Origin of the sequence: Minwuia sp. IMCC3060 (assembly GCF_029909435.1) — a bacterium.
In the GTDB taxonomy this organism is placed as follows: Bacteria; Pseudomonadota; Alphaproteobacteria; order Minwuiales; family Minwuiaceae; genus Minwuia.
In genome coordinates, this window is record NZ_CP123782.1 from 1,571,274 (window position 1) to 1,596,112 (window position 24,839).

21 protein-coding genes, 1 tRNA gene and 1 pseudogene are annotated in these 24,839 nt (G+C 64.7%); 8 read left to right on the forward strand and 15 right to left on the reverse strand.

Annotation, left to right across the window (positions count from 1 at the left end):
* Positions 1 to 201: 201 nt before the first annotated feature.
* The 5 genes and pseudogenes from QGV54_RS07425 to QGV54_RS07450 all read right to left on the reverse strand — a co-directional run bounded on the left by QGV54_RS07425 (position 202) and on the right by QGV54_RS07450 (position 6,559).
* Positions 202 to 1,278 (reverse strand): DUF1513 domain-containing protein, encoded by a 1,077-nt coding sequence (locus QGV54_RS07425; protein WP_281017491.1) that lies wholly within the window; start codon positions 1,276 to 1,278, stop codon positions 202 to 204.
* Positions 1,268 to 2,353 carry an imelysin family protein gene (locus QGV54_RS07430; RefSeq protein WP_281017490.1) on the reverse strand — a complete coding sequence of 362 codons (1,086 nt, stop codon included), beginning with the start codon at positions 2,351 to 2,353 and terminating at the stop codon, positions 1,268 to 1,270. The genes QGV54_RS07425 and QGV54_RS07430 overlap by 11 nt, the downstream gene beginning before the upstream one ends.
* Positions 2,353 to 3,909, reverse strand: a complete 1,557-nt coding sequence (locus QGV54_RS07435) for a di-heme oxidoredictase family protein (protein WP_281017489.1) — start codon at positions 3,907 to 3,909, stop codon at positions 2,353 to 2,355. The genes QGV54_RS07430 and QGV54_RS07435 overlap by 1 nt, the downstream gene beginning before the upstream one ends.
* A 243-nt stretch (positions 3,910 to 4,152) precedes the next feature.
* A pseudogene (locus tag QGV54_RS07440) lies at positions 4,153 to 5,394 on the reverse strand (imelysin family protein).
* Positions 5,395 to 5,470: 76 nt separating this feature from the next.
* The gene (locus tag QGV54_RS07450) at positions 5,471 to 6,559 is read right to left on the reverse strand and encodes a hypothetical protein (RefSeq protein WP_281017486.1); all 1,089 of its coding nucleotides are present in this window, start codon (positions 6,557 to 6,559) and stop codon (positions 5,471 to 5,473) included.
* Positions 6,560 to 7,087: 528 nt separating this feature from the next.
* Here QGV54_RS07450 and QGV54_RS07455 point away from each other — a divergent pair.
* Positions 7,088 to 8,230 (forward strand): acyl-CoA dehydrogenase family protein, encoded by a 1,143-nt coding sequence (locus QGV54_RS07455; RefSeq protein WP_281017485.1) that lies wholly within the window; start codon positions 7,088 to 7,090, stop codon positions 8,228 to 8,230.
* A 115-nt stretch (positions 8,231 to 8,345) separates the two neighbouring features.
* Here QGV54_RS07455 and QGV54_RS07460 read toward each other — a convergent pair whose 3' ends face one another.
* The 7 genes from QGV54_RS07460 to QGV54_RS07495 form a co-directional block, all read right to left on the reverse strand.
* A complete protein-coding gene (locus QGV54_RS07460) occupies positions 8,346 to 8,852 on the reverse strand; it encodes an IS5 family transposase (RefSeq protein WP_348638783.1) in 507 nt (168 codons plus the stop codon).
* Positions 8,853 to 9,190: 338 nt separating this feature from the next.
* Positions 9,191 to 10,552 (reverse strand): FAD-dependent oxidoreductase, encoded by a 1,362-nt coding sequence (locus tag QGV54_RS07470; protein WP_281017483.1) that lies wholly within the window; start codon positions 10,550 to 10,552, stop codon positions 9,191 to 9,193.
* 16 nt (positions 10,553 to 10,568) lie between these two features.
* Positions 10,569 to 12,131, reverse strand: a complete 1,563-nt coding sequence (locus QGV54_RS07475) for a carboxyl transferase domain-containing protein (protein WP_281017482.1) — start codon at positions 12,129 to 12,131, stop codon at positions 10,569 to 10,571.
* Positions 12,132 to 12,161: 30 nt separating this feature from the next.
* Entirely contained in the window at positions 12,162 to 13,376 is a 1,215-nt protein-coding gene (locus QGV54_RS07480) for a multidrug effflux MFS transporter (RefSeq protein WP_281017481.1), read from the reverse strand.
* 53 nt (positions 13,377 to 13,429) lie between these two features.
* A complete protein-coding gene (locus QGV54_RS07485) occupies positions 13,430 to 14,296 on the reverse strand; it encodes a CoA ester lyase (protein WP_281017480.1) in 867 nt (288 codons plus the stop codon).
* Positions 14,293 to 14,925, reverse strand: a complete 633-nt coding sequence (gene mobA, locus QGV54_RS07490; RefSeq protein ID WP_281017479.1) for a molybdenum cofactor guanylyltransferase MobA — start codon at positions 14,923 to 14,925, stop codon at positions 14,293 to 14,295. The genes QGV54_RS07485 and mobA overlap by 4 nt, the downstream gene beginning before the upstream one ends.
* The gene (locus QGV54_RS07495) at positions 14,918 to 15,811 is read right to left on the reverse strand and encodes a formate dehydrogenase accessory sulfurtransferase FdhD (RefSeq protein WP_281017478.1); all 894 of its coding nucleotides are present in this window, start codon (positions 15,809 to 15,811) and stop codon (positions 14,918 to 14,920) included. Before QGV54_RS07495 ends, mobA begins: the two co-directional genes overlap by 8 nt.
* Positions 15,812 to 15,923: 112 nt before the next feature.
* Here QGV54_RS07495 and QGV54_RS07500 point away from each other — a divergent pair, with 112 nt between their 5' ends.
* Complete coding sequence (locus tag QGV54_RS07500) at positions 15,924 to 16,670, forward strand: SDR family oxidoreductase (RefSeq protein WP_281017477.1); 747 nt, start codon at positions 15,924 to 15,926, stop codon at positions 16,668 to 16,670.
* Between the two features lie 4 nt (positions 16,671 to 16,674).
* Positions 16,675 to 17,469, forward strand: a complete 795-nt coding sequence (gene cysQ, locus QGV54_RS07505) for a 3'(2'),5'-bisphosphate nucleotidase CysQ (RefSeq protein ID WP_281017475.1) — start codon at positions 16,675 to 16,677, stop codon at positions 17,467 to 17,469.
* Between the two features lie 37 nt (positions 17,470 to 17,506).
* Here cysQ and QGV54_RS07510 read toward each other — a convergent pair whose 3' ends face one another.
* Positions 17,507 to 18,139 (reverse strand): MarC family protein, encoded by a 633-nt coding sequence (locus tag QGV54_RS07510; RefSeq protein WP_281017473.1) that lies wholly within the window; start codon positions 18,137 to 18,139, stop codon positions 17,507 to 17,509.
* A gap of 165 nt (positions 18,140 to 18,304) precedes the next feature.
* Between QGV54_RS07510 and QGV54_RS07515 the strand changes: the two genes are divergently transcribed.
* Entirely contained in the window at positions 18,305 to 19,351 is a 1,047-nt protein-coding gene (locus tag QGV54_RS07515; protein WP_281019880.1) for a GNAT family N-acyltransferase, read from the forward strand.
* Positions 19,352 to 19,420: 69 nt separating this feature from the next.
* Positions 19,421 to 20,953: a long-chain fatty acid--CoA ligase gene (locus tag QGV54_RS07520; protein ID WP_281017472.1), complete on the forward strand. Its 1,533-nt coding sequence runs from the start codon at positions 19,421 to 19,423 to the stop codon at positions 20,951 to 20,953.
* 17 nt (positions 20,954 to 20,970) lie between these two features.
* Here QGV54_RS07520 and QGV54_RS07525 read toward each other — a convergent pair whose 3' ends face one another.
* The gene (locus QGV54_RS07525; RefSeq protein ID WP_281017471.1) at positions 20,971 to 21,396 is read right to left on the reverse strand and encodes a heme-binding protein; all 426 of its coding nucleotides are present in this window, start codon (positions 21,394 to 21,396) and stop codon (positions 20,971 to 20,973) included.
* Between the two features lie 99 nt (positions 21,397 to 21,495).
* Positions 21,496 to 21,570: transfer RNA gene (locus tag QGV54_RS07530), tRNA-Glu, on the reverse strand.
* A 172-nt stretch (positions 21,571 to 21,742) separates the two neighbouring features.
* On the opposite strand from QGV54_RS07530, the gene QGV54_RS07535 reads away from it, so the two are divergent.
* From QGV54_RS07535 to QGV54_RS07545, 3 genes are all read left to right on the forward strand, one after another.
* Entirely contained in the window at positions 21,743 to 22,738 is a 996-nt protein-coding gene (locus tag QGV54_RS07535; protein ID WP_348637717.1) for a TRAP transporter substrate-binding protein, read from the forward strand.
* A gap of 89 nt (positions 22,739 to 22,827) precedes the next feature.
* A complete protein-coding gene (locus tag QGV54_RS07540) occupies positions 22,828 to 23,460 on the forward strand; it encodes a TRAP transporter small permease (protein WP_281017469.1) in 633 nt (210 codons plus the stop codon).
* A 5-nt stretch (positions 23,461 to 23,465) separates the two neighbouring features.
* Positions 23,466 to 24,836, forward strand: coding sequence for a TRAP transporter large permease subunit (locus QGV54_RS07545; RefSeq protein ID WP_281017468.1), 1,371 nt, complete (start codon positions 23,466 to 23,468; stop codon positions 24,834 to 24,836).
* The last annotated feature ends 3 nt before the right edge of the window (positions 24,837 to 24,839 follow it).

Here is a 24,839-nt window from a genome sequence, read left to right on the forward strand (position 1 = left end):
CCCCGCATCCTGCCGGTCCCGCGCCATGGCGTGCGGTTTCGGAGGCCGCAGACGGTCCGGAACAGGCGACAGGACAGATGTGTGATGGCGTGCATTCATGCAGGCACGATAACAGATGTTCTTATTTTGTTCCATACGGGAACGGAGAACGGGAACAGCATTTCGTGAGCGTCCGTCACCATGCGCAACAGGCCAGGATAATCAGGACTTCAGCGTCACCATGTGATTGTCCCAGTTGATGTCTGGATAGGCATCGGCCTTGCCGCCAAGCAGGATCTCGCCCGTACCTGCCGTTGCCATGAAGCCGTCCCCTGTCGGGGCAATGCCGCAGGTATCGGCCAGGCTGACGGTCTCCAGAAAGGACCCGGAGCGACCGTCGAGCACGACAATGATTCCGCCGCGCGGGCTGGTGACGGCAATGCGCCGACCGTCAGGCGTCGCGGCGATGGAGCCTGCGTAATTGCGCATCGACCGGGTCACGGTGGCAGGCAGGTCGATCAGCCGGATTTCTCCATTCCGGTCCCAGCGCCCGATCAGCGGCGGTTGCTCGGTTGCCGCGCCCTGATGCTGGCAGCAGAACCAGGTGGCACCATCCGGTGTCGCCGCCAGGTGGCGCATGGACAGTTGATAGAGGGCAGGGGGCAGGCTGGCGCGCGCCAGCAGGTCGCCGGACGCGAGATCCAGCCGCACCAGCGTCGAAACCATGGTGTCCAGATTGAGCTTCCGCCGGGGCCAGTCCGGGTGCGTGAGGATGCCGCCGTTGGCGATGACCGCAGACCTGCCGTCATCCGCCAGCAGACATTCATGCGGGCCGATGCCGTGTGTCGCGAACTCGCCGATGCGGCGATAGTCCTGACGGACATCATGCACGGCCAGTACGCCCCGCCCGGCATCGAAGTCATTCTGCGTCGCGAACAGCCGCTTCCCATCCGCGCTGAACAGGCCGTGGCCATAGAAATGACGGTCGGCAGGAAGCGGAAGCGGCGCAGACGCCTGCATCGTGGCCGGGCTGAAGGGAAGGGCGAAACGGCCAGGACGGCGGGCAAAGGCCACGGCGTGGTGACCGTCGCGGCTGACGGCGAAACCGTGCCCCCGGCCGGGCAGCGGCACGTCGCCGAGGATGTGCCCGGCCCCGTCCAGAGCCATCGCATGAAACCGGCCGTCCCGCCGCCCGGTGGTCAGGAATGCCGGGGGCGCAGGCGCACCTGCGATGGCCTGGCCCAATGGCAGGGCCGTGCAGAACAGACCCAGCAGTACCGATCGCCGATCAGTCGCCATCGAGTGCATTGAACCCCCTGACCAGACCCAGCGCAGGCAGCAGCCGCGTGTCGTGCAGATCGACGGCGGCCTGCAGCGGGATGCGGGCATACTGCAGCAGGTCGTGCGTTGCCGGATTGGCGATCCGCGCTGCGATCCCGCCGGGAAAGTCGAGCGCGGTACGGATCGCGGCTTCCGACTGGCCCAGCTCGAAATCCAGTTCCCGGAACAGGTTCAGCAGATCAGGGTTGTCCAGGTCAGGCATGTCGGGATGGGTGAGCACGGCGCGACTGGCGGCAATGTTCACGGCCACGGCGCGCAGCGTCATGCCGGACAGGCGGAAGGGAGCGGACAGCGGGTTGGCACTTGCAGGGCCATCCCGCAGCACGCGCCCGAGTTTCTGCTGCTCGACGATGATCAGTTGTTCCATTGCCGCCTTCAGCAGGGTCTTCAGCGCTTCGCCCTGATCGCGGTAGAGCGGGTTCTCCGGTCCAGGCCGGCGCAGCAAACCTGCCTGACCGTCGCGCCAGCCGTTCAGCAGGGCCTCTGCGGTTTCATGGGTTACATCGGCAATGGCTGTGCCGTAGCGGCAGGCGAAATCGGGGATCATCCCACCGTCAGCCTCCGCCAGCACCTGTTCGAGGGCCGAAAGCCCCTGCACGGCGACACTCTTGCCCCTCAGCGTTGCGGGATCAGTGGCGGTCTGGTCCTGCTCCTGCAGGATCCGGCGTACCTGCCGCATTCCGAGTCCGCGCCTGTCGGGCCAGAAGTTGAGGCGGGCGAGGCGGTTGTCTTCCCGCCCCGGACCGAAGCGATACATCTCCACCCGGGAGAAGGCGGTGACCAGATCGCGAAAGGCTGCCTGCGCATCCGACAGGGTATCGGCCGACGGCGTCGCGCAAGCCGCGCGCATGGTGCGCTGCTGATCCGCCGTTGCCTGCACCAGGGCTGCGTGATCGGGCAGTATCGTTTCCGCCAGTATCGTCCCGACCAGCCGTTTCTGAAGTGCCGCCTGGGCGGGTGTCGTGTCGGCCAGTGCGGGCGTGAGGCAGGCGAGCGCGAGGCCGGCAAGCAGGAATACCGACGGCAGGCGCATCAGAGTGACTCCAGGAACCGGATCAGGGCGGCGCGGTCTTCGGGCGACATGTCGACCACTGTTTCGCGAGCCTGTTCCGCCTCCCCACCGTGCCACAGGATGGCTTCCAGCAGGTTCCGCGCCCGCCCGTCGTGCAGGAAGTATGTGTGGCCGTTCACCGTTTCGGTCAGGCCGATGCCCCACAGCGGGGCGGTGCGCCATTCGCGCCCCGACGCACTGCCGACCGGTCGGTTGTCGGCCAGTCCTTCGCCCATGTCATGCAGCAGCAGGTCGGTGAAGGGCCAGATGAGCTGAAACCGGTGTTCGGCGACCGGCGCGTCGCGCCGCGTGACGAATTTCGGATGATGGCAACTGGCGCAGCCGGTCTCGTGAAACAGCCGCTTGCCCTTCAGCACCGTCGGGTCGGAAACATCGCGCCGGGCCGGAACCGCGAGGTTGCGTGCATAGTGGGCGATCAGGGGCAGCACCGGGTCCGGTGCCTCTGTTTCACCCAGGCGCGCCTGCACGCCTGTGGCCATCTGCAGGCAAGGTGACTCGGCCTGGGTGCAGTCACCGTGGTGGCGCGGGGCGAGGGGGCTTGAAACACCGATATCGCCCGCCAGCGCGTCGGCGCTCTGCTGCGCCACGGTCGGATTGCCGGCCTTCCAGCCGAACCGGCCAAGTGTTTCACCGCCAGTCGCGGCATCCCGCACGATGCTGACCCGGCCGGAGATGCCGTCACCGTCCCGGTCATCGGGGTCGGCCAGGGCGTGAATGTCGTCCGGGTGAATGGCCTCCAGCAGGCCCAGCCCGATCATCTGCGGTGCGACACGCGGGGAAAGCAGTGTCTCCGGGTGCAGCGGGCCGAATGCGGGATCGCCGACACTGTAGGTGGGATGCCGCAGGGACGCCGTTTCACCACCGGAAAGGCTGACAGCCTCCTCCCTGTAGCGGATGACCATGCGCCCTTCGGCAGGCAGCCCCGGTACGGCGAAATCCTGCAACTGGCCGCCGTAGGTGGGTTCGGGCAGGGAGGCCACGGCACCGGAGGCGATCAGCGCCCGCTCCGCGTCCGTCTGCGGCGGAACCGACAGGCGCAGGAACATCGAAGTTGCGTTGCGTTCACCGGCTTCCGGCGGATGGCCGCGCCCGTCCTTCAGGTGGCAGCGCTGGCAGGAGCGCGCGTTGTACAATGGTCCCAGACCATCGGATGCCTGGGTGGAGGAGGGGGAGGAGACCCAGAGCTTGCGGAACAGCGCATTGCCCAGCTTGAAGTCCCGCTCCCCTTCAAAGTCCAGGTTGGCGGATGAATGGGAGAACGCATTGCCATCCGGCGTCTTGCGCGATGTCGCTGCACCACCGGCCATCATCTCGAACGGTTCGGCCTGGGTGAAGCTCGCGGGGGGCGCGGTCACCGCCCGGAAACGTGCCAGGTCCTTCTGTGTCAGATCACTGCGGCCCGGAGAATCGGCGACGGCCGGTGCAGCAGGGAGACCCAGGAACAGGCCTGACAGCACGGCGGCCGCGATGGCTCCGGTGCGCGTTCCGGAGGTTCGGGACCAGGGGCGCAGTTGCATGGATCTTCTTCCGTGTCCTGGAAAGGTCGCCTGTGAGAAAGATGTGGGCTGGCTCGGGGAAGCCAGCCCACGTGATCGCGAAAACGTATCACCGGATATCGGGATCTGGGACTGCATCATCGGAGGAGTGTCACGACAGGTGATGGGCGTGACGGGGAACGATGCAGAGGGTCACCCTGGTCCTTTCTCTATCCGGAAACGCCTCTGGCCATGGCTAACCAGATCGCGATCAAGGGTGGTTGGTTACTGGAAGACCGCGCCGGGGTTATCCAGGCTGTCGGAGCCTTCGAACTGGATGGTCTGCAGCTTCAGCGCTGCCACGATCCGCTCGATGCTCCGGGTCTGGTCGATCAGGCCGTCGATCGCGGCCTGCACCGTGGCGTTGCCCACCGGATTGCCCTCCGCGATCATCTGGTCATAGGCCTCGATGGATTCCGCGCGGGCCTTCATGACCGCCATGGACGCAACAGTCGTGTCCAGCCTGGCACGCAGTTCCGCATCCAGTTTCGGGGCGACGTGGGCCACGACATCCGCCACGGACGGGCCGGAGACCACTGAGCCGTCCACACGGCGATAGTGCCCGGTATAGACATTCCTGATGCCGATTTGATCGAAGTAGTGCGAGTTGTGCGTGTTGTCGGAGAAGCAGTCGTGCTCCTCCTCCGGGTCATGCAGCATCAGGCCGAGCTTCATCCGCTCACCGGCCAGCTCGCCGTAGGACAGCGATCCCATGCCGGTCAGGATGACCGAAAGGCCTGCCTGCGGATCCTGCAGCAAGGCCTGGCGTGACGCGCCGTCGGCACCCCAGCTTGCCACCATGTCCTGCAGATCGCTGATCAGCAGGTCGGTCGCCGCCGTCAGATAGGCGATCCGCCGGTCGCAGTTGCCGCCCGTGCAGTTGGCGAGATCGAAATCCGTGGCGGGACGCTGCCCGGCACCGGCGCCGGTGCCGTTCAGGTCCTGGCCCCAGAGCAGGAACTCGATGGCGTGATAGCCGGTGGCGACGTTGGATTCGACCTCTTCCGCCTCATGCAGCGTATCCGACAGCAGGGCAGGGGTGATCAGGGTCGCGTCCACCTGCTGGCCATTGACGGTCAGCATCGGGTTGGCGATCACGTTGCTGGTGTAGAGACGGTTTTCGCCCGCCGCGTCGCCATAGGACGTGTCGACATAGTCGATCAGCCCCTCATCCAGCGGCCAGGCATTGACCTTGCCTTCCCAGTCATCGACCGAGGCATTGCCGAAGCGAAAGGCCTCCGTCTGCTGATAGGGGGCGCGTGCGGCCACCCAGGCTGCACGTGCCGCCCCGAGCGAAGCCTCCGACGGTTTCGCGATCAGGGCGTTGATCGCGGCGCGCAGGGCCTATGCCGTGGTCAGGGAATCGCTGTAGCCGGCGAGCGCGATGTCGGCATAGGTTCCCACCACGGCCTCGGCCGTTGGTGCCTCATCCGCGTTGGCGATGCCGGCGGACAGGCCCATGGCCATTCCGCACAGCAGTCCGGTAGCTCTCGTGAGTCTCATGTGAGGTTCCTCCTCGGATCAGGTGACGGTCGGCTTGTCGTCAGAATTCAATGCCGTAGGTGACGATGGCGCCCAGGGTCTGGGTGCTGATGTTGGCTGCCGTGGCGCGCTTGTAGCCGACGTCCAGCGTGAAGCCGTTCTCGAAGGCATAGCCGGCGGAAAGCTGCACCTGGTGATCGAAGGTGGAGCCATTGGCACCGTCCACGTTCACATCCTTGGCGGTACCGGCCAGCGCCACGTTCCACGGGCCGGTCTCGGCCACCAGTGACAGCGTGTAGTAGTTGCGGCTCTCCGCCCCCAGGCCGCCGGCGTTCCAGAAGCGGACATATTCGGCCATCGGCGTCAGAGTGAGATCGTCACCCAGATCATAGGACCATTCGGCACCGGCGGTGGCCCGCAACTCGTCGTCGGCGTTGTTCACGGCCAGACGGGCGAAGCCCACGTGATAGCGCATGCCCTCCATGCCCGGCACGGCCTCACCGTCCAGCGCGACCGCGAAGGATTCCGGGAACTCGGTATTGCCCGGTCCGCCTGCCGCCAGGTTGTTGCGGCCCCGGTTGGTGATGAAGGATTCGCTCAGGAAGGTGCGATCCTGGAAGAACACGCTGCCCGACAGGACCATGGAGTCACCGACGGCGAAGGCACCGCCCGCGCCGATGAATTCCGACAGTTCCACATCATCGCCCAGCAGGTCGGTGCCATAGACACCGCCAGCGGCGTCATAGCCGATGGAGAAGTTGGGGCCGAACTTGCCGCCATGGACTTCCACATCGTCGTTGGCCCAGGTCAGCACCAGCGTGTCGACAAAGATGCCATGATCCTGGAACACCCGGTCCTCCCGGGGGCCGGGGCCGCGCACCGCCTCCAGCGTCATGCCGGTGGTCAGGGTTAGGTTGGGATTGAAGTTCAGGTTGATGACCGGCTCGATGACACCGCCAAGCTCGTTCTGTTCGGCATTCGGATCTTCGGACTCGAAGTTGAAGTCGTTCTGGACCTCGAAACCGACTTCGCCCGTGATGTTCGGATAGGCTTCATCTTCGGCAAGGGCCGCCAGCGGCATGATCGTGAGGCCGAACGCAGTGGCCATGGCTGCCTGCCTGATGCGGGCGTTGTTCGTGAGAGTCGACATGTTCAATCCTTTGGAGTCAGCAAGTGGCAACGGATGCTGGCGGCCTTTCGGGCAACCAGCGGAGAATGCGGTGTCTTTCCCCAACCACATTTGCTAATAATCATTCGCAACAAGAAGCTTAATTGAGAATGAGTGTCAATAACAAATTTGTGCCGGGCAGCTGCCGCCTGAATGCAACGCCCAGGGAGGCAGGGTTTCCCGGCGCTCCTTCCCGATCCCGAGGCAGTCTGCCGGCGGGAAAGGGATGACATGTGCGCAGCATCCATAGTTCGCTGTTAATCGAACTATGGATGTCTGTCAATCGGACCGGCGCGAATGCCAGGCCTGCCATTTCGTCATGTGAACCATGAAGTGCGGGGAAACGGATGCCCGGAGGGGCGAGGGCAGGCAATCGCGAACCCCGGCTCCGCCGTCCTGCCTGTCACCCCGACATTCCAACCGCGTCGCGTGGCATGTGTCGTGCGCATTGGATTCCCCTGCGTCAGCCTGTTAGCTGTCAGTGGTGCGATCCAGGGGAGGCAGGCGCAGATGACACTCAGGCATCCGATGTACACCGAGGAAACGGAGGTCATCCGCGACCAGATCCGTCGCTTCATCGATCGCGAGATCGAACCGAACGGCGAACGCTGGGAGGAGGAAGGCACCTTCCCGCGAGAGCTCTACGTGAAGGCCGGCGAGGCCGGCATTCTGGGCCTCGGCTTTCCGGAGGAGTACGGCGGTGCCGGTGGTGGCATCGATTACTACTGTCTGGCGCGGGAGGAGATGGCGGCCTCAGGCTTCGGCGGCATCCGCGTCAGCCTGATGGCGCATGGTATCGGCCTGCCGCCGGTGCTGAAGCTCGGCTCGGAAGAGCTTAAGCGTCGAGTCGCGCCCCGGGTACTCAGCGGGGAGAAGATCATCTGCCTCGCCATCTCGGAGCCCAACGGCGGGTCCGACGTCGCCAACATCCGCACCACCGCGCGCCGGGACGGCGACCACTATGTCGTCAACGGGGAGAAGGCCTTCATCTCCAACGGCGTCCGTGCCGATTACCTGTCCGTTGCCGTCCGCACGGGCGGGGAGGGGATGGGCGGCATCTCCCTGCTGCTGATCGCGGGGGACACGCCGGGCGTCAGCCGCACCAACATGCGCAAGAGCGGCTGGTGGACCTCCGACACCGGCCACATCATCTTCGACGATGTACGGGTGCCGGCCGGCAACCTGCTGGGGCAGGAGAACGCGGGTTTCCGCGGCATCATGAACAACTTCAATCTGGAACGCCTCGGCATCGCTGCCACCCAGATCGGCGTCAGCCGCTGCGCCTACCGGGAGGCGGTGCGCTACGCCCACGAACGCATGACCTTCGGCAAGCACCTGGCCGAGTTCCAGGTGGTGCGCCACAAGCTGGTGGACATGGCGGTGCGGCTGCAGGCCATGGAATCCCAGATGGACAGCCTGATCTGGCGCGTGATGCAGGGCGACCCCTGCATCGCCGAGATCGCCATGCTGAAGGTCTATTGCGGCGAGGCCCACGAATGGATCGCCGCCGAAGCCGCCCAGATCTTCGGCGGCGCCAGCCTGCTGCGCGGCCACAAGGTCGAACGCATCTTCCGCGAATCCAAGATCCTCACCATCGGCGGCGGCAGCACGGAAGTCATGAAGGACCTGGCGAGCCGGCAGTTGGGGTGGTGAAGGGGGGGGTAAAGGCCGCGCTGGATTAGTATCTAGGGCTGAGACTCAATCACAGCCGGAATGCAACGAGGACGGCAATGGCGACAGCGGAGAGGAAGTTTCTCGCCAGCTTGTCTTAGGGGGTGTGGACGCGCCGGAAGTCCTTGATGCGGCAGAAGGCATTCTCGATCAGATGGCGCTCTCGGTAGCGTTGCTTGTCATAGACGATCTTTCGCTTCCTGTTGATGCGTCCTGGCATGATGGGAATTACGCCGCTTTGGCGAAGCTCTCTTCGGATCGCGTTGGCGTCGTAGCCCTTGTCGGCCAGCAGCCTCCGGGCGCCTGCCAATCTGTTGAAGAGTAACCGCGCCGCCTTCGCATCCGAGACATTTCCAGCCGTCAGCTCGAAGGCATAGGGGCGGCCTATTGTGTCTGTGAGCGCGTGGACCTTCGTCGTCTGACCACCTCGTGAAGGCCCGATCGCCTGCGACCTTGCCCCCTTTTCCGCCGTGGGCCGAACGATGCGCCTTGATGTAAGTGCTATAATGGCGCTCGAAGTCGACACCGCGCCAGTCGCGGCCAGGGCCTCCGTCAGGTCCGTCCAGAAGCGGCGGCGTGGCCAATGATCGAAGAGATTGTAGATCGTCGTCGAAGGACCGTACTCGGCAGGGCAGTCACACTAGCGGCAACCCGTCTTCAGAACATGAATGATCCCGGAGATCGCACGGCGATCATCGACGCGCCTCGCACCAGGCTGGCTTTTCGGCACGTGCGGCTCAATCGCCGCCCATTGCGCATCCTCAAGCCAAAAAAGTCGGGCCATCCCAATCCTGCAGAGCGAAACATGTACATAGAGAAACAGCCCGTTCCCGCAACTTCAATGCGTTGATTGGGCTTAGACCCTAGATGATTCTGGTCAGCATCTTTCCCCTGACGAAATCGGACTGGACTTGGCTATGGCGGGCACCGCAATCCCCACCCTCAACCCATCCGCACCCCCTGCCGCCTCAACTCCCGCTGCACATCCACCACATCCATCTCCGCCACCGCCCGGTCCTGCTTTACCGACAGGGCGGCGCCGACGCCGGCGGCCTGGCCGGTGACGGTGCAGCACATCATGTTTCTGGTGGCGGCGTGGCTGATGCGGTCGCCGCCGGTGGCGCGGCCGGCGACAAGCAGGTTGCTGACCTGCTTCGGCACGATGGTGCGCCAGGGCACCTGGAAGTAGCGGCCCGTGGTGGGCAGGATCAGCAGGCCGTAGCCGTCGATGAATTCGGGGAAGATTCCGATACTGTCCTCGAACCGGCCCTGATCGCGCACATCCATCTCGGTCATGTTGTAGCGGGCGTCGATCTTGCGGGTGTCGCGCACGCCCAGCGTCATGCCGAAATTGCGCAGCTTCGCGGTCTCGCAGCCGGGGTGGTGGCGGCGCATGGCTTCCACGGCCAGCATGGCCTGACGCCGACCCTCGATCTCGAACCGGGTCAGGTCGTCGGGGTCGGTCCCGTCGCAGCCGTCCAGGTGGACCAGGTTCAGATAGGTCAGGTCGCCGGTGTCATAGATGGCCCCCCAGGTGCCCGCGATGGTCGAGAGGTTCTGTGGGATAAGCCCCTCCTGAATGGCAAGCTGGAACGGTTTCTTGAGAAAGGGGGAGAACATCCCGTCCTCCTTCCCCGTGGTCTCGACGGTCCATTCGCCGCTGTCCCAGTCGCGGTAGGTGAGGGGGTTGGCGCGAATCTCCTCCAGGAACTTCGCCCGGTCCACACCGGACATGGAGAACATGACGGAAGCTGCCATCAGATCCTCCCGCGCCGCCTTGTGCGTCGGGGCGCCGGCGCGATGGGCCACGTCGGCGTCCCCCGTGGCGTCGATGACCCGTTTCGCCAAGATGGCCTCCCGCCCGGCCTTGCTCTCCGTGATGATGCCCCGGATGGCCGTGCCTTCCATGATGGGGGCGACGAACTGGCGGTGCAGCATCGGGGTGATCCCGGCTTCCTCCACCAGCCGGTCGGCAACGACCTTGAAGCCTTCGGCATCCAGCGCGTGACTGTCGGACTGGGGTTCGGGCGTGGCGGCCCCCATCTCGATAGCACGGGCCTCGAACTCGCGCCCGACTCCCTCCGTATCGACGGTCTTCTCGTGGCGGTACCAGGCGAAGCCCTCGACCCCGACCGCCGTGATGTTGCCCCCGAAGCAGCCGAAGCGTTCGACCAGTGTCACCGCGACGCCCGCCCGCGCCGCCCCCAGCGCGGCGGCGAGACCACCGGGCCCGGAGCCGACGACCAGAACATCGGTCTCATGGATGACGTCGATCTGGCGGGCGGGTTCGGTGATCTGTTTCACGGGCAGGGTCCAGCGGTCAGATGGGGCTGATGGCGCGTTTCTTCGGTGGCCCGCCCTCATGCGGGCGCAGCGGTGCGTGGCGCAGCGCGTCGGCGAGCACGGCGCGGGTATCGCGCGGATCAATGACGTCATCAACACCGAAGTGTTCCGCCGCGCGCAGCGGTGTCAGGTTGCGGCGGATGTCGGCCTCCAGCTCCGCCTTGCGCGCCGCCGGGTCGGGCGCATTCTGCCAGTCGCGGGCATAGGCGACGTTCAGCGCGGTCTCGATCGACATGGCGCAGAGCTCAGATGTCGGCCAGGCCCAGGTGCCGTCCGCCTTGAAGCCGCGCCCGCCGTTCATGGCGTAGTACCCGGCCCCGTAGCCCTTGCGCACCATCACCGAATAGCGCGGTACCGTCGCGACACCCAGTTCGTAGAGCATCTTGGCGGAGCGCAGACCCAGCGTGGTCTTCTCCGCGCCCGAGCCGACGAAGATGCCCGGCATGTCGATGAAGTAGAACAGCGGCAGGCCGAAGGCGTCGGCGATGGCAATGTGGCGTGCGGCCTTCTCCGCCGCCTTGGCGTCCAGCATCCCGGCGAGGAACATCGGATTGTTGCCGATGATGGCGACCGGTCGCCCCTCCAGCCGCGCTAAGGCGGTGACCATGTTGCGGGCATGGGTCGGCTTGGTCTCGAAGACACTGCCCTGGTCGAAGATCAGTTCCACGGCCTTGCGCATGTCGTAGGCGCGGCGCGGGTTGTCGGGCACCAGGGTCGCCAGCGCTTCCGCCCGGCGGTCCACGGGATCATCGCAGGGCCGCACGGGCGGCGCTTCACCGGCGTTGCGGGGCAGGAAGTCCAGATAGCGCCGGATCGCCGCGAAACAGTCTTCCTCCGTATCCGGTGCCATGTCGGCGACACCCTGGGCATCCGCCTGCGTTGCCGCGCCGCCCAGTGTCTCGGTATCGATCTCCTCCCCCGTCGCAGCCCGCACGAGTGCCGGGCCGCCGATGCCCATCTGGGCGTGGCCCCGCCGCATGATGCGGAAATCGGCGAAGGCGGCCATGTTGGTCGGCCCGGCATAGCCCGGACCCAGGATGGCGGTGGCGATGGGTACCCAGCCCGACAGGCGCGACATGTGCCAGAAGATCGGACCGGCGGAGGCAAAGTGCCGGGAATCGAGGCCGTCCTGGATGCGGTGACCCGCGCCTTCCTGCAGCCAGATGACCGGCAGGCCGTATTTCTCCGCCCGTGTCAGCAGGTGCTCCACCTTGGCGCCGCCGACCACGCCGACCGAGCCGCCCAGCACCGTGAAGTCATCGGAGATGATGCAGACCGGGCGACCGTCCACCGTGCCGGTGCCGGTGACGACACCATCGGCAGGGGCGTCGAGGGTGCTGGTCAGCTCGGTGTCGCGCATCGGCTCCACCAGCTGTCCCAGTTCCCGGAAGCTGCCGGGGTCCAGCATGGCCGTGATGCGTTCCCGCGCCGTCAGCTTTCCGCGTGCGCGCTGCTTTGCGACCGCGGCTTCCCGCCCGGCATCGGAGACCGCATGCCGTTTCGCGGCGACCCGTTGCAGATGTTCCTCGGTGATGCCCACGTCGTACTTCCTCCCCAGGAATTGAAACCTCTACCGGACGATGGGACCCGGGGGGCGACCCCGATCCGTGATGAACGATAGCGCAAGTGCGGTGCCGGGCAGAACCGCGAAGCCGATCACCAGCGGCAGGACGCTTTCCCCCAGCAGGCTGCCGATGGTGATGCCCAGCGGCACCGCGACCATGGTGGAGGTGAAGCCGACGAAGGCCGCACCGACACCGGCCATGTGGCCCATGTTCTCCAGCGAAAGCGCATTCATGTTGCCGAAGCAGATTCCGGTGCCGAAGAAGACGATCATCAGCCAGATCATGAAGCCCAGCAGGTTCGGCGGCGCGGACGCAAAGATGGTGGCTGCGATCACGGACGCGACAACGGTCACGGCCAGACCTGCACGGGTGATCCGGCGCATGCCGTACCGCATGACCAGCTGCGAATTGACGACGGATGCCGCGCCGATGGACACCGCGCCCACGCCGAACCAGACGGCAAACATCTCGCCGGTGCCGAAGATGTCCTGAAACACATGCTGCGAGGAGCCGAGATAGCCGATGAAGGGGCCGAAGATGCAGCCGGTGGCGAGGGTGTAGCCGAGCGTGATGCGGTCCCGCAGGCAGAAACCGAAGCCGGAAATGATGTGCTTCACGGAGAACCTGCGCCGCAGTCCCTTCGGCAGGGTCTCCGGCTGGCGCAGCCCGAACCAGAGGGTCGCGACCGAGGCGAGCACGATGAAGAAGACGAAGATCGCCCGCCACTCGGCCACGAACAGGATGCCCTGGCCGATCATCGGCGCCAGCACCGGCACCAGGATGAAGACCGACATGATGAAGGACATGACCTTCGCCATCGCCCGGCCCTCGAACTGGTCGCGGACCAGGGCCATCGGCACGATACGGGCGCTGGCTGCCCCCAGACCCTGCAGCGTGCGTCCGACCAGCATGGTCTCGAAATCCGGGGCGAACAGCGACAGCAGGCAACCGATCAGGAAGACCGCGATGCCGATGTAGATCGTGGGCTTCCGGCCGATGCTGTCGGACAGGGGGCCATAGAGCAGCTGCCCGGTGGCGAGCCCGGCAAACAGCAGCGAGACCACAAGCTGGGTATCCTGCACGTCGGTCACGTCCAGGTCCGCTCCCATGGCGGCCAGCGCGGGCAGCATGGTGTCAATGGACAGGGCCATCAGGGAAGTCATCAGGGCGATCATGATGACGAATTCGACCCGTCCCGGGCCGGTAACTTCACGTGACACTTATGTATCCTTTGGGGGAGGAATCTGGACGTACTGTCTGAAGCGGTGGCGGTCTATCCGGCAACCCGCTCGGCAATGGAAATAATGCGGTTCATCTCTCTCAGCACCGGTTTCTCGATCAGCTTGCCATCGACCACGACCAGTCCGGTGTCCGCTTCCGCAAAGGCCGCAACGATCCGGCGCGCCCGCGCCACCTGTGCGGCGTCCGGTGTGAAGATGTCGTTCAGCACGGAGATCTGCTTGGGATGGATCGAGCCCTTGCCACTGAAACCCAGGTCGCGGGCGCGGCGCGCTTCCTCTGCCATGCCGTCCATGTCGTCCAGGTCGAGCCATGGCACGTCGATGGCATCGATCCCGGCGCTGGCGGCGGCATGGACGACGCGGGACCGGGCATAGAGCAGCGGTTCCCACGCATTGACGCAGCGCAGTTCCGCCGCCATGTCGACGCCACCGAAGAACAGGGCGTCGATGCGCGGGCTGGCGTGGGCCAGTTCCACGGCACGTTCCAGCGCCTGGTTGGTTTCGATGATGATGTGCAGACGGGTATCGTGTCCGCGTTCCGTCAGCAGGTCATCCAGCCAGACAATCTCATCCGGTGTCATGACCTTGGGAAGCATCAGCGCCGGGGGCGGGGTATCGCTGTCGAGCACGGCCTGAACATCGGCGATGCCGAAGGCCGTGCGCAGGCAGTTGATGCGGACAATCCGTTCCACGCCATCGTCTTCCTGCGGTTTCGCGAACAGGCCAAGTCCAAGGTCACGGGCGGCGGACTTGTCCTTCGGTGCGATGCCGTCTTCCAGCTCGACGCACACGATATCCGTGCCGCTCGCCAGGGCCTTCGGATACATGTCCGGGCGCAGGCCGGGGGAGAATATGAAGCTGCGGCGCGGGCGAATGGCCCGCTCAGGATCGCTGGTCATGGATCGGGGCTTTCGTCGCAGAGCGAAAGGGCGGCCTCTGCCGCTGCCAGTTCGTCCGGTGTGTTGATATTGACGAAGGGATCACCCGCCGCCGTTGACCAGTCTACATGTAACGTCTTGTGCGCCGCAGTGAAGCGGTCGATCTTGCGGATGTCCTGTTCGGTCAGCGCAACCCTCAGCGGTTGCAGCAGGGACCGGTGCCAGAGTGCCACCACGGGGTGGGTGCGGCCATCTGATCGCGCCACCACGGTTTCCGTATCTTCGTCGGCGGCTGAATGCAGCCGCTGCACCAGGTCCGGCGGCAGGAATGGCGCATCGGTGGGGACGGTCAGCAGCCATTCGGCTTCACCTGACCGGTCCAGCCATTCCAGGCCGGTCAGGACACCTGCCAGCGGTCCGGCAAAGCCCGCCACCACGTCCGGCAGGACCGGGTAGCCAAACGCCCCGTAGGATTCCGGGTCTTCATTGGCATTCAGCACGATGGACCGGCATTGCGGGGCGATGCGCGCCAGCACATGGGCCAGCAGGGGCCGTCCGGCCAGATGTTTCAGCGCCTTCGCGCCACCACCCATGCGCCGCGCCAGCCCGCCCGCCAGCACAAGCCCGGCGACTGATGGGGTTTCAGTCATCGCGGGCACCCTTCCGCCGGTGTCCGGGGGCCTCGTCAGCGACCGTGTTCGGGTCGTGGTCGAAGACCAGTCGTTCCGCACCGGAAAGACAGATGAAACGCTTGCCCTTGGCGCGTCCGATCAGGGTCAGCCCGGCCTGCCGCGCCAGCTCGACCCCGGAGGCGGTGAAACCGGAACGCGAGATCAGGATCGGCAGTTCCATCTGCACCGTCTTGATGACCATCTCCGATGTCAGGCGTCCGGTGGTGTAGAAGCACTTGCCGACGGGGGAGATCCCGTTCAGCCGCATGTAGCCTGCGATCTTGTCCACCGCATTGTGGCGGCCCACGTCCTCCATGTAGATCAGGGGCCTGTCCTGCGCGCAGAGTACGCAACCGTGGATCGCACCGGCGGTGAGATAGAGCGACGGCGTCTGATTGATCTGGCGCGACAGGGCATAGAGCCAGGACGTGCGCAGGCGCGCGGTATCGTCCAGCACCACCTCGTCGAACCGCTCCATCACGTCACCGAAGGCCGTGCCCTGGGCGCAGCCGGATGTGAGGGTGCGCCGTTTCAGTTTCCATTCGTAGTCGGTACGCCGGGCGGTGGTGACGAAGATATGACCCTTTTCCTCATCAACCGTCACGCCGGTGAGTGTGTCATCGGCCCGCAGCATGTTCTGGTTGGTCAGATAGCCGACCGCGAGGCAGTCCGGATAATCGCCGATCGTCATCATGGTGACGATCTCCTGCCCGTTCAGGAACAGCGTCAGCGCGCGTTCCACCGTCACGGCGGTGTCCACGGGCTTGCCGTCCTGATCGATGCCGTCCATCCGCCGGGTCAGTGCGGTGTCATCGGGGTTCGGCAGCAGGATGGGGCCGGGCATTGTCTTGTCAGGTTCGGTCATGGGTGCAGTCTGCCCCAATCGTCCGGTCCATCACCAGCCCGGAAGCCTGCTTGACCGGTGACCGTGACGAGTGGTTACCTCCGCCCCGGATCTCGCAGTCTGGAGGGAACAGATGGACCACGTACTGGTGGTTACCGGCGGCAGTCGCGGCATCGGTGCCGAAGTCGCGAAGCTTGGTGCCGCGCGCGGCTACAAGGTGTGCGTCAATTACGCCCGAAACAAGAAGGCCGCGCAGGCGGTCGTCGATTCCATCCGCGATGCGGGCGGGGAAGCCATCATGGCCCATGCGGATGTGGCGGAGGAGGCGGACGTGAAGGCCATGTTCCGCCTGGTGGACCAGGAACTGGGCCCCGTCACCGCGCTGGTCAACAATGCCGGGATCATCGACGAGAGCGGCAAGGTCGCCACCATGAATGCGGAGCGGATCAACCGCATCCTGGCCGTCAATGTCACCGGGTCGTTCATCTGCGCCCGGGAAGCTGCGCGGCGCATGTCGACGGAACATGAGGGGCAGGGTGGCGCCATCGTCAATGTCTCCTCGGCGGCGGCAAGGCTTGGCAGTCCGAACGAATTCGTCGATTACGCGGCGTCCAAGGGCGCGATGGATACCTTCACCATCGGTCTGGCCAAGGAACTGGCGATCGAAGGCATTCGGGTCAACGCGGTCCGGCCAGGACTGATCGACACCGAGATTCACGCTTCGGCCGGCGATGCGGACCGGGTTGAACGTTTCAGGACCTCTGTGCCGATGCAGCGTGTCGGAACCGCGCTGGAAGTGGCGGAGGCCGTGCTGTGGCTGCTGTCGGACAGTGCGTCCTATGTCACCGGGACCTTTGTCGATGTGGCCGGGGGGCGCTGAGACCATGACCATTCATGACCGTCAGGCGCTGGTCGATATGCTGGTCGACGTCTCAATCGAGGCCGGAAAGGCCATTCTCGAGATCTACGAGGGCGAGATTGCCACGCGGGTGAAGGATGACCGCTCCCCCGTGACCGATGCCGACGAGAAGGCGGAGGCGATCATCCTGAAACGCCTCTCCGTGCTGGCGGGGGACATTCCGGTGGTGGCCGAGGAATCGGTCGCGGCGGGAACGATCCCCGACATCTCCGGCGGCACCTTCTTTCTGGTCGATCCGCTGGACGGCACGAAGGAATTCATCAACCGCAACGGCGAGTTCACGGTGAACATCGCCCTGATCGAGGACGGCCAGCCGACACTCGGCGTGGTTCACCTGCCTGCACTTGGCCAGACCTTCTGGTCGAAGGGGCCGGGCGATGCCTGGCGGCGCGATGGGGCCACTGTGGCGAAGCCGATCACGGTGCGGCCGGCGCCGGAGGCCGGGCTGGTCGTGGTTGCCAGCCGCTCTCATCGCGACAGCGCGACCGACGACTATCTGGCCGATTTCAGGGTTGCGGAACTGGTCTCCGCCGGATCGTCGCTGAAACTCTGCCGTCTGGCGGAAGGCGCGGCGGACATGTATCCGCGTCTCGGCCGGACCATGGAGTGGGATATCGCCGCCGGGCATGCGGTGCTCGCCGGGGCAGGCGGTAATGTCACCATCATTGCCGGTGGCGACGTGGCGGGCGCTGTGGGCCAGCCACTGATCTACGGCAAGCCGGAATTCGAGAACCCCTACTTCGTGGCACGGGGCGGCTGACAGGGATTCAGTGGATACCGGTTCAGTGGCGACCGGTTCAGGCGCCGAACGTGTTGGAGATGGCGTCGAAGATCAGCTGCACGGCCAGCGCCGCCAGAATCACGCCCAGGATGCGCCCGATGGTCTGGGCAACGGTTTCGCCCAGTACCCGCATCAAGGGGCCAACGGCAATGAAGATCACCAGACAGACCAGAAGGTTGATACCCGCCGCACCGAGGACCGTCAGCTGCGCCACCACATCGTCGCCCGCGCTCTTCATGTAGAGCATGATCGTCGCGATTGCCCCGGGACCGGCCATCAGCGGGATCGCCAGCGGGAAGACGGAGATGTCGGTTGGCGAATCGTCACGGTGTTCCAGGATCTGATCGTTGCGCTTCTCCCGCCGTTCGGTGCGTTTCTCGAACACCATGTCCAGCGCGATCAGGAAAAGCAGCAGGCCGCCGGCAGCCCGAAATGCCTCCAGCGTGATGCCGAGCGCGCCCAGCAGGAACGATCCGCCATAGGCGAAACCGGTGATGATCATGGCCGAAATCATGACCGACCGCAGCGCCATGCGCCGCCGGTGCGCCGCATCCGTGCCCTCTGTCAGACTGGCAAACATGGGGGCCAGTCCGATCGGATCGATGATGACGAAGAATGTCACCAGCGCGGGTACGAAGGCGTCGGTCATGCTGCCTGTGCTCCAATTGCGATGGTCGCCGTGAATTGACCCCTCACGGACTGCACTATACCTTCGGGGCGGAATTCGATAGGGCCTGTTCTGCGTGAGAATGTGATCATGCCAGACGGTTTGCGTTCGGCATCACCTGAAATCGGGGAGACGGCATTGAGCGCCATGAGAAAACTGCCCTGGCGCAAGCGACGTGGCCTGCAGCCGAAACCGCCAGGCAGCAAGACCGGTGTCATCCGCAATGTCATCGTGTTGCCGAAGCTTGCCGCCAACAAGCTGATGCGGCGGCGGCGGCTGAAGAAGGCCGGGATCGTCAGCGGTCAGAATGCCGACGTTCAGGAGGCGGTGCCTTCCGTGACCGCCATGGCCAGTGCCGGAGCCGCGACCGCGCGCCGTTCCGTGCCGCGTCTGCGCTGGGTTCTGCCGTCCGACGGGCCGCTCTGCTCCGCCGGCAATCTTGAGGTCTATATCACCCGTGACCGGGATGCGATCCGGGCGGCGCAGGCCCTGCGCTATACCGTGTTCTATGACGAGATGGGCGCGCGCCCGTCGCCGGTCGCCCGTCGGCTGCGGCTGGACATGGACCGCTATGACGACATCTGCGATCACCTGATCGTGGTGGATCGCGGCATGGATGACGGGGAACAGATCGTCGGTGCCTATCGCCTGCTGCGCGGCAGCGTCGCCAAGGACAATGGCGGTTTCTATTCCGCCGACGAATACGATCTGACGCCGCTGATGGCGCAGCCCATCGAGCAGTTGCTGGAACTCGGCCGGTCCTGCGTGGCCGCCACGCATCGCTCCAAGTCGACGATCCAGCTGCTCTGGCGGGGCATTGCCGCCTATCTGGCGGAACATGAGCTTACGACGCTGTTCGGTTGCGCCAGTTTCCACGGCCGGGACCCGCAGGCGCACGCGGAATCACTCAGCTACCTGCGCCATTTCCATGCCGCCGATCCGGAGCATGCGGTGAAGGCCCTGCCGGAACGCCATGTGGACATGGAGATGGTGCCGAAGGACGAGATCGATGCGCGGCGCGTCTGGAAGGCGATGCCGCCGCTGATCAAGGCCTACCTGCGCCTCGGCGGCGTGATCGGGGACGGCGCGGTGGTCGATGACCAGTTCGGTACGATCGATGTCTTCGTCACCGTTGCGATGGATCAGGTCGGCAGCCGCTACTATGCGCACTTCGACAAGCGGACGGACGGCTGACGCCGCCTTCGGGACCCGTTTGCCGGTCGGGGTATCGATACTGATCTGGATGTTCGGGGAGGGACATTGGTGAATCAGGCAGAACATCTCTGGCGCACCGCCAGGGTGCATGGCGACCTGCCAGCGGTCGCCCTCGGCACCCATGTCACACACGACTATGCCCGCCTGGCCGACCGCGCCGCACGTCTGGCGGAAGGGCTGACAGGCCGGCTCGGGCTCGTACGGGGCGATACGGTCGCCATCGTGCAGAAGAACAGCACCCACTATCACGAATGCCTCTACGGCATCTGGTGGGCAGGGCTTGCGGCGGTCCCGGTCAATGCAAAGCTGCATCCGAAGGAACTGGCCTATATCCTTGAAAATTCAGGTGCACGGCTGATCCTGTCCAGCGCTGATCTGGATCAGGTGATGGTGGAGGCGGTGACCGGTCTGCAGCCGTCGCCGACGGTCCTGATGGCCGGATCGACGGAGTACGAACGTCTGCTTTCCGGGGAGGGTATCGCCCGACCAGTCAGTGTTCCCGACGATGACCTCGCCTGGCTGTTCTATACCTCCGGCACCACCGGGCGACCCAAGGGCGCGATGATCACGCATCTGAACCTGCTGATGCAGACGATGAACTTCTTCGTCGATGTGGACACGGTCAGCCCCGGTGACGCCATCATCCACAGTGCACCCCTCAGCCATGGCTCCGGCCTCTACGGCCTGCCGCATACGGTACGCGGCGGGGTGCATGTGATCCCCGAATCGGGCGGCTTCGACCCGGCGGAGAACCTGCGGCTGATCCGTGACTGGCCGGGAACCGGGCAGTTCCTGGCGCCAACGATGGTCCACCGCCTGATCAACGATCCGCGCACCGGCGACACCGACACCACGAACCTGAAGACCGTCTGGTACGGCGGTGGCCCGATGTATGTCGCCGACCTGCTGCAGGCCATGGAGATGCTGGGCGACAAGTTCGTGCAGATCTACGGGCAGGGGGAGGCGCCGATGACCATCACCGGCCTGTCCCGCGACCTGCACGCCATGCGCGACCATCCGCGCTACATGGAACGCCTTGGCTCCGCCGGGACCGCGCGCACGGATGTGGAAGTGCGGGTTGTGGATGAAGACGACAATGAACTGCCGGTCGGGGAGACGGGGGAGATCATCGCCCGGGGCCGTGTGGTCATGAAGGGCTACTGGCAGAACCCGGAGGCCAGCGCGGAGACCCTGCGCAACGGCTGGCTGCATACCGGCGACGTCGGGGCCTTCGACCGGGACGGGTTCCTGACCCTGAAGGACCGGTCCAAGGACATGATCATCTCCGGCGGTACCAACATCTATCCCCGCGAGATCGAGGAGGTGCTGCTGCGCCACCCCGGCGTGGCCGAGGTCTCCGTCGTGGGCCGGCCCCATGCCGACTGGGGCGAGGAAGTGGTGGCCTTCGTGGTGCGCGACGGCGCGGAAACCGCGGACGAGGCCACCCTGGACCGGCTCTGCCTCGACAACATCGCCCGATTCAAGCGCCCGAAGGACTATGTCTTCGTCGATGCCCTGCCAAAGAACAACTACGGCAAGGTGCTGAAGACGGAACTCAGGGCATGGTTGGGGCAGGGCTGAACCCGCCCTGCCGGGATTTACATCTCCGCGAAGACCTTTGCCGCGATCTGGCCGATCTCCTCATCCTGTTCCTTGGTGCCGCCACTCTGGCCGAGCGCACCGAGGATGGCACCGGCGGAGGATTTCAGCAGGATGCCGCCCCAGACCGGCGTGTACATCGGGTCGCAGAACCAGCTTATTTCCCGACGGTCGTCACCAAGGCTCATCGCGAACAGATTGTCCTGGATGACGCGGGTATTCCGCTTCCACTTCACTGCCGTATAGGCCTTGTGGAAGCTCATGCGCGCATTCAGCGCCGACGCATCGTCCATGCGCGACAGATGGATCAGGTCGCCCCCGGCATCCGTCACCGCACCGGCAAAGTTCAGCCCCCGCTTCTTTCCCTCGGCCAGCATCGTGTCCACGATGATGCGCGCTTCATCCAGTCCCAGTCTCTCGGCCATGTCGCTCCCCTTGCTCCAGATATGGTGTTCCGGAGTGTGGTCTCGCTGGCGCAGATAATCCACCGCGCGAATGCACTGGAATTTGCGGGGGGAGGTGACTGGCAGTCCCTAGGGGAATCGAACCCCTGTTTCGAGAATGAAAATCTCGCGTCCTAACCACTAGACGAAGGGACCGCGGTCGCGGCGAGGGTGTAACCAATGCAGAGGGGGAAATCAACACCTTCTGCGGCTGGCGTAGCATATGGAACGCCGCTAGATTGCTGCGGATGGGGAGACGGTCCTACCGCGATCCGCTGCCAAAAAAGCGGACGCTCATGCAGATGGAGGAAAATCTGAAATGAAGAAGCTGTTCGTAACTGCCTGCGCGCTTGGTGCGCTGGCCCTTTCCGCCGGTGCGGCACAGGCATCCGATGCCTGCCAGCCGGGCGAGATCGTCATCAAGTTCAGCCACGTCACCAATACCGACAAGCATCCGAAGGGTATCGCCGCTTCGCTGCTGGAGAAGCGGGTGAACGAGGAGATGAACGGCAAGGCCTGCATGGAGGTCTTCCCGAACTCCCAGCTCTATGATGACGACAAGGTGCTGGAGTCGATGCTGCTCGGTGACGTGCAGATGGCCGCGCCCTCGCTGTCGAAGTTCGAGAAGTTCACCAAGAAGTTCCGCATCTTCGACCTGCCGTTCATGTTCAAGGACGTGGCCGCCGTCGATGCCTTCCAGGCTTCTGATGCCGGTCAGGCGCTGAAGAATTCCATGCGCCGCCGTGGCCTGCTGGGCCTGGCCTTCTGGCACAACGGCATGAAGCAGCTTTCGGCCAACAAGCCCCTGGTCGATCCGTCGGACGCCAAGGGACTGAAGTTCCGCATCCAGGCTTCCGACGTGCTGCAGGCGCAGTTCGAGGCGCTGGGCGCCAACCCGCAGAAGATGTCCTTCAAGGAAGTCTACGGCGCGCTGCAGACCGGCGTCATCGACGGGCAGGAGAACACCTGGTCCAACATCTATGGCCAGAAGTTCTTCGAGGTTCAGGACGGTGTCACCGAATCCAACCATGGCATCATCGACTATCTGGTCGTGACTTCCACGGAGTGGTGGGACGGCCTGCCGGGTGATGTGCGCGACCAGCTCGCCACGATCCTGGCCGAGGTGACGGAGGCCCGCAACGCGGAGTCCACCGCCATCAACGAGGAGAACAAGAAGCTGATCATGCAGGCCGGCAGCCCGGTCCGGACCCTGACCAGTGAACAGCGTGCGGCCTGGGTCAAGGCCATGAGCCCGGTCTGGGACCAGTTCAAGGGTGACGTGGGTGAAGACCTGATCGCCGCCGCGCGGGGCGCAGGCAGTTGATCTGACGATCCCTGGATCGGGGTGTCCGGTGCGCCAGCCGCGCCGGACACCCCGGTACCTTCGACATACGGGTACTGGAGGACGGTCTGATGCAGCCGCGCTCATCCACCTGGTTCGACAAGCTCGAGGAAAACCTGATCGCGCTGTTCCTCGGCCTGATGACGCTCATTACCTTTGCCAATGTCGTCGCGCGTTACGTATTCAACGACAACATTCTCTGGGCGCTGGAGGCGACGGTCTATCTGTTCGCCTGGATGGTGCTGCTGGGCGCATCCTATTGCGTCAAGATCACCGCCCATCTGGGGGTCGACACGGTGGTGAACCTGTTCGCGCCACCCCTGCGCCGGATCCTGACCCTGCTGGCCGTCGTGGCCTGTCTCGCCTTCTCCGTCCTGATCCTGATCGGTGGCTGGAACTACTGGTGGAAGTTCGCCGGTACCGCGTCCTTCATGGAAGTGAACGACATTCCGATGCCAGGCTTCCTGCAGTTCCTGGCCGACTGGCGGAACGAGGGTGAGCTCTATGAGAAGCTGCCGCGGTTCGTGCCCTATTTCATCCTGCCGCTGTCGATGGCGCTGCTGGTGCTGCGCTTCCTGCAGGCGGGCTGGAAGGTGTACCGCGGACAACAGGACCTGATCATCGTCAGTCATGAGGCGGAGGACGATGTGAAAGCCGCTGCACAGACGCTGGATGAAACCGGCGCATCCAGAACCGGGGGCTGACCACCATGTCCGCACTGTTGCTTTTCGTCGTCGTCATCGCGCTGATGCTGATCGGCGTGCCCATTGCCATTTCGCTTGGCCTTTCGAGCGTGCTGTTTCTGCTGGTCTATTCGGACGCTTCGCTGGCCTCCATCGCGCAGACGCTGTTTTCCGCCTTCGACGGTCACTACACGCTGCTGGCGATCCCCTTCTTCATCCTGGCCTCGTCCTTCATGTCCACGGGCGGCGTGGCACGGCGCATCATCCGCTTCGCGGTGGCCTGTGTCGGGCATCTGCGTGGCGGGCTGGCCATCGCGGGCGTCTTTGCCTGCATGCTGTTCGCGGCACTCAGTGGCTCTTCCCCCGCCACCGTGGTTGCCATCGGCACCATCATCATCGCCGGGATGCGGGAGGTCGGGTACACCAAGGAATTCGCCGCCGGTGTGATCTGCAACGCGGGCACGCTGGGCATCCTGATCCCGCCATCCATCGTCATGGTGGTCTATGCCGCCTCCGTCGATGTCTCGGTCGGGCGCATGTTCCTGGCGGGTGTGATTCCGGGCCTTCTGGCCGGGCTGATGCTGATGATCGGCATCTATGTCGCGGCGCGGGTCAAGAACCTGCCTGCCCAGCCCTGGGCCGGATTCGGTGAGATCCTGGCATCCGCGCGCGACGCGGGCTGGGGCCTGTTCCTGATCGTCGTCATCCTGGGCGGCATCTATGGCGGCATCTTCACACCGACGGAGGCTGCGGCGGTCGCTGCCGTCTACGCCTTCATCATTGCCAACTTCGTCTATCGCGACATGGGGCCGTTCGCACAGCCGGGCCGGAAGCTCGGCCTGGGTCGGCGGCTATGGGACACGGTGGCCGTGCTCTGGCATGAGGATACGCGCCGGACGCTGCTGGATGCGGGCAAGCTGTCGGTGATGCTGATGTTCATCATCGCCAACGCGCTGATCCTGAAGCATGTGCTGACGGAGGAGCAGATTCCGCAGTCGATTGCCGGGGCCATGCTGGACGCCGGCTTCGGCCCGGTCCTGTTCCTGGTGATCGTCAATCTGATCCTGCTGATCGGCGGGCAGTTCATGGAGCCGTCGGGCCTGATCGTGATCGTGGCGCCGCTGGTCTTCCCCATCGCCATCAATCTCGGCATCGATCCGATCCATCTGGGCATCATCATGGTGGTCAACATGGAAATCGGCATGATCACGCCACCCGTTGGCCTGAATCTGTTCGTCACATCGGGCGTGGCAGGTATGCCGATGATGGATGTGGTAAGGGCGGCCTTGCCATGGCTGGGCATTCTGGTGATCTTCCTGATCATGATCACCTACATTCCGGCGATCTCCACCTTCCTGCCGACGTACTTCATGGGGCCGGAGCTGGTCATAAAGTAGCGG

What these genes read in the sequence shown, in the direction of transcription:
- QGV54_RS07425 (WP_281017491.1), bottom strand. Translation starts at nt 1,278, where the DNA reads ATGGCGACTGATCGGCGATCGGTACTGCTGGGTCTGTTCTGCACGGCC.
- QGV54_RS07430 (WP_281017490.1), bottom strand. Translation starts at nt 2,353, where the DNA reads ATGCGCCTGCCGTCGGTATTCCTGCTTGCCGGCCTCGCGCTCGCCTGC.
- QGV54_RS07435 (WP_281017489.1), bottom strand. Translation starts at nt 3,909, where the DNA reads ATGCAACTGCGCCCCTGGTCCCGAACCTCCGGAACGCGCACCGGAGCC.
- QGV54_RS07450 (WP_281017486.1), bottom strand. Translation starts at nt 6,559, where the DNA reads ATGTCGACTCTCACGAACAACGCCCGCATCAGGCAGGCAGCCATGGCC.
- QGV54_RS07455 (WP_281017485.1), top strand. Translation starts at nt 7,088, where the DNA reads ATGACACTCAGGCATCCGATGTACACCGAGGAAACGGAGGTCATCCGC.
- QGV54_RS07485 (WP_281017480.1), bottom strand. Translation starts at nt 14,296, where the DNA reads ATGACCAGCGATCCTGAGCGGGCCATTCGCCCGCGCCGCAGCTTCATA.
- mobA (WP_281017479.1), bottom strand. Translation starts at nt 14,925, where the DNA reads ATGACTGAAACCCCATCAGTCGCCGGGCTTGTGCTGGCGGGCGGGCTG.
- QGV54_RS07495 (WP_281017478.1), bottom strand. Translation starts at nt 15,811, where the DNA reads ATGACCGAACCTGACAAGACAATGCCCGGCCCCATCCTGCTGCCGAAC.
- QGV54_RS07500 (WP_281017477.1), top strand. Translation starts at nt 15,924, where the DNA reads ATGGACCACGTACTGGTGGTTACCGGCGGCAGTCGCGGCATCGGTGCC.
- cysQ (WP_281017475.1), top strand. Translation starts at nt 16,675, where the DNA reads ATGACCATTCATGACCGTCAGGCGCTGGTCGATATGCTGGTCGACGTC.
- QGV54_RS07510 (WP_281017473.1), bottom strand. Translation starts at nt 18,139, where the DNA reads ATGACCGACGCCTTCGTACCCGCGCTGGTGACATTCTTCGTCATCATC.
- QGV54_RS07515 (WP_281019880.1), top strand. Translation starts at nt 18,305, where the DNA reads ATGAGAAAACTGCCCTGGCGCAAGCGACGTGGCCTGCAGCCGAAACCG.
- QGV54_RS07525 (WP_281017471.1), bottom strand. Translation starts at nt 21,396, where the DNA reads ATGGCCGAGAGACTGGGACTGGATGAAGCGCGCATCATCGTGGACACG.
- QGV54_RS07540 (WP_281017469.1), top strand. Translation starts at nt 22,828, where the DNA reads ATGCAGCCGCGCTCATCCACCTGGTTCGACAAGCTCGAGGAAAACCTG.
- QGV54_RS07545 (WP_281017468.1), top strand. Translation starts at nt 23,466, where the DNA reads ATGTCCGCACTGTTGCTTTTCGTCGTCGTCATCGCGCTGATGCTGATC.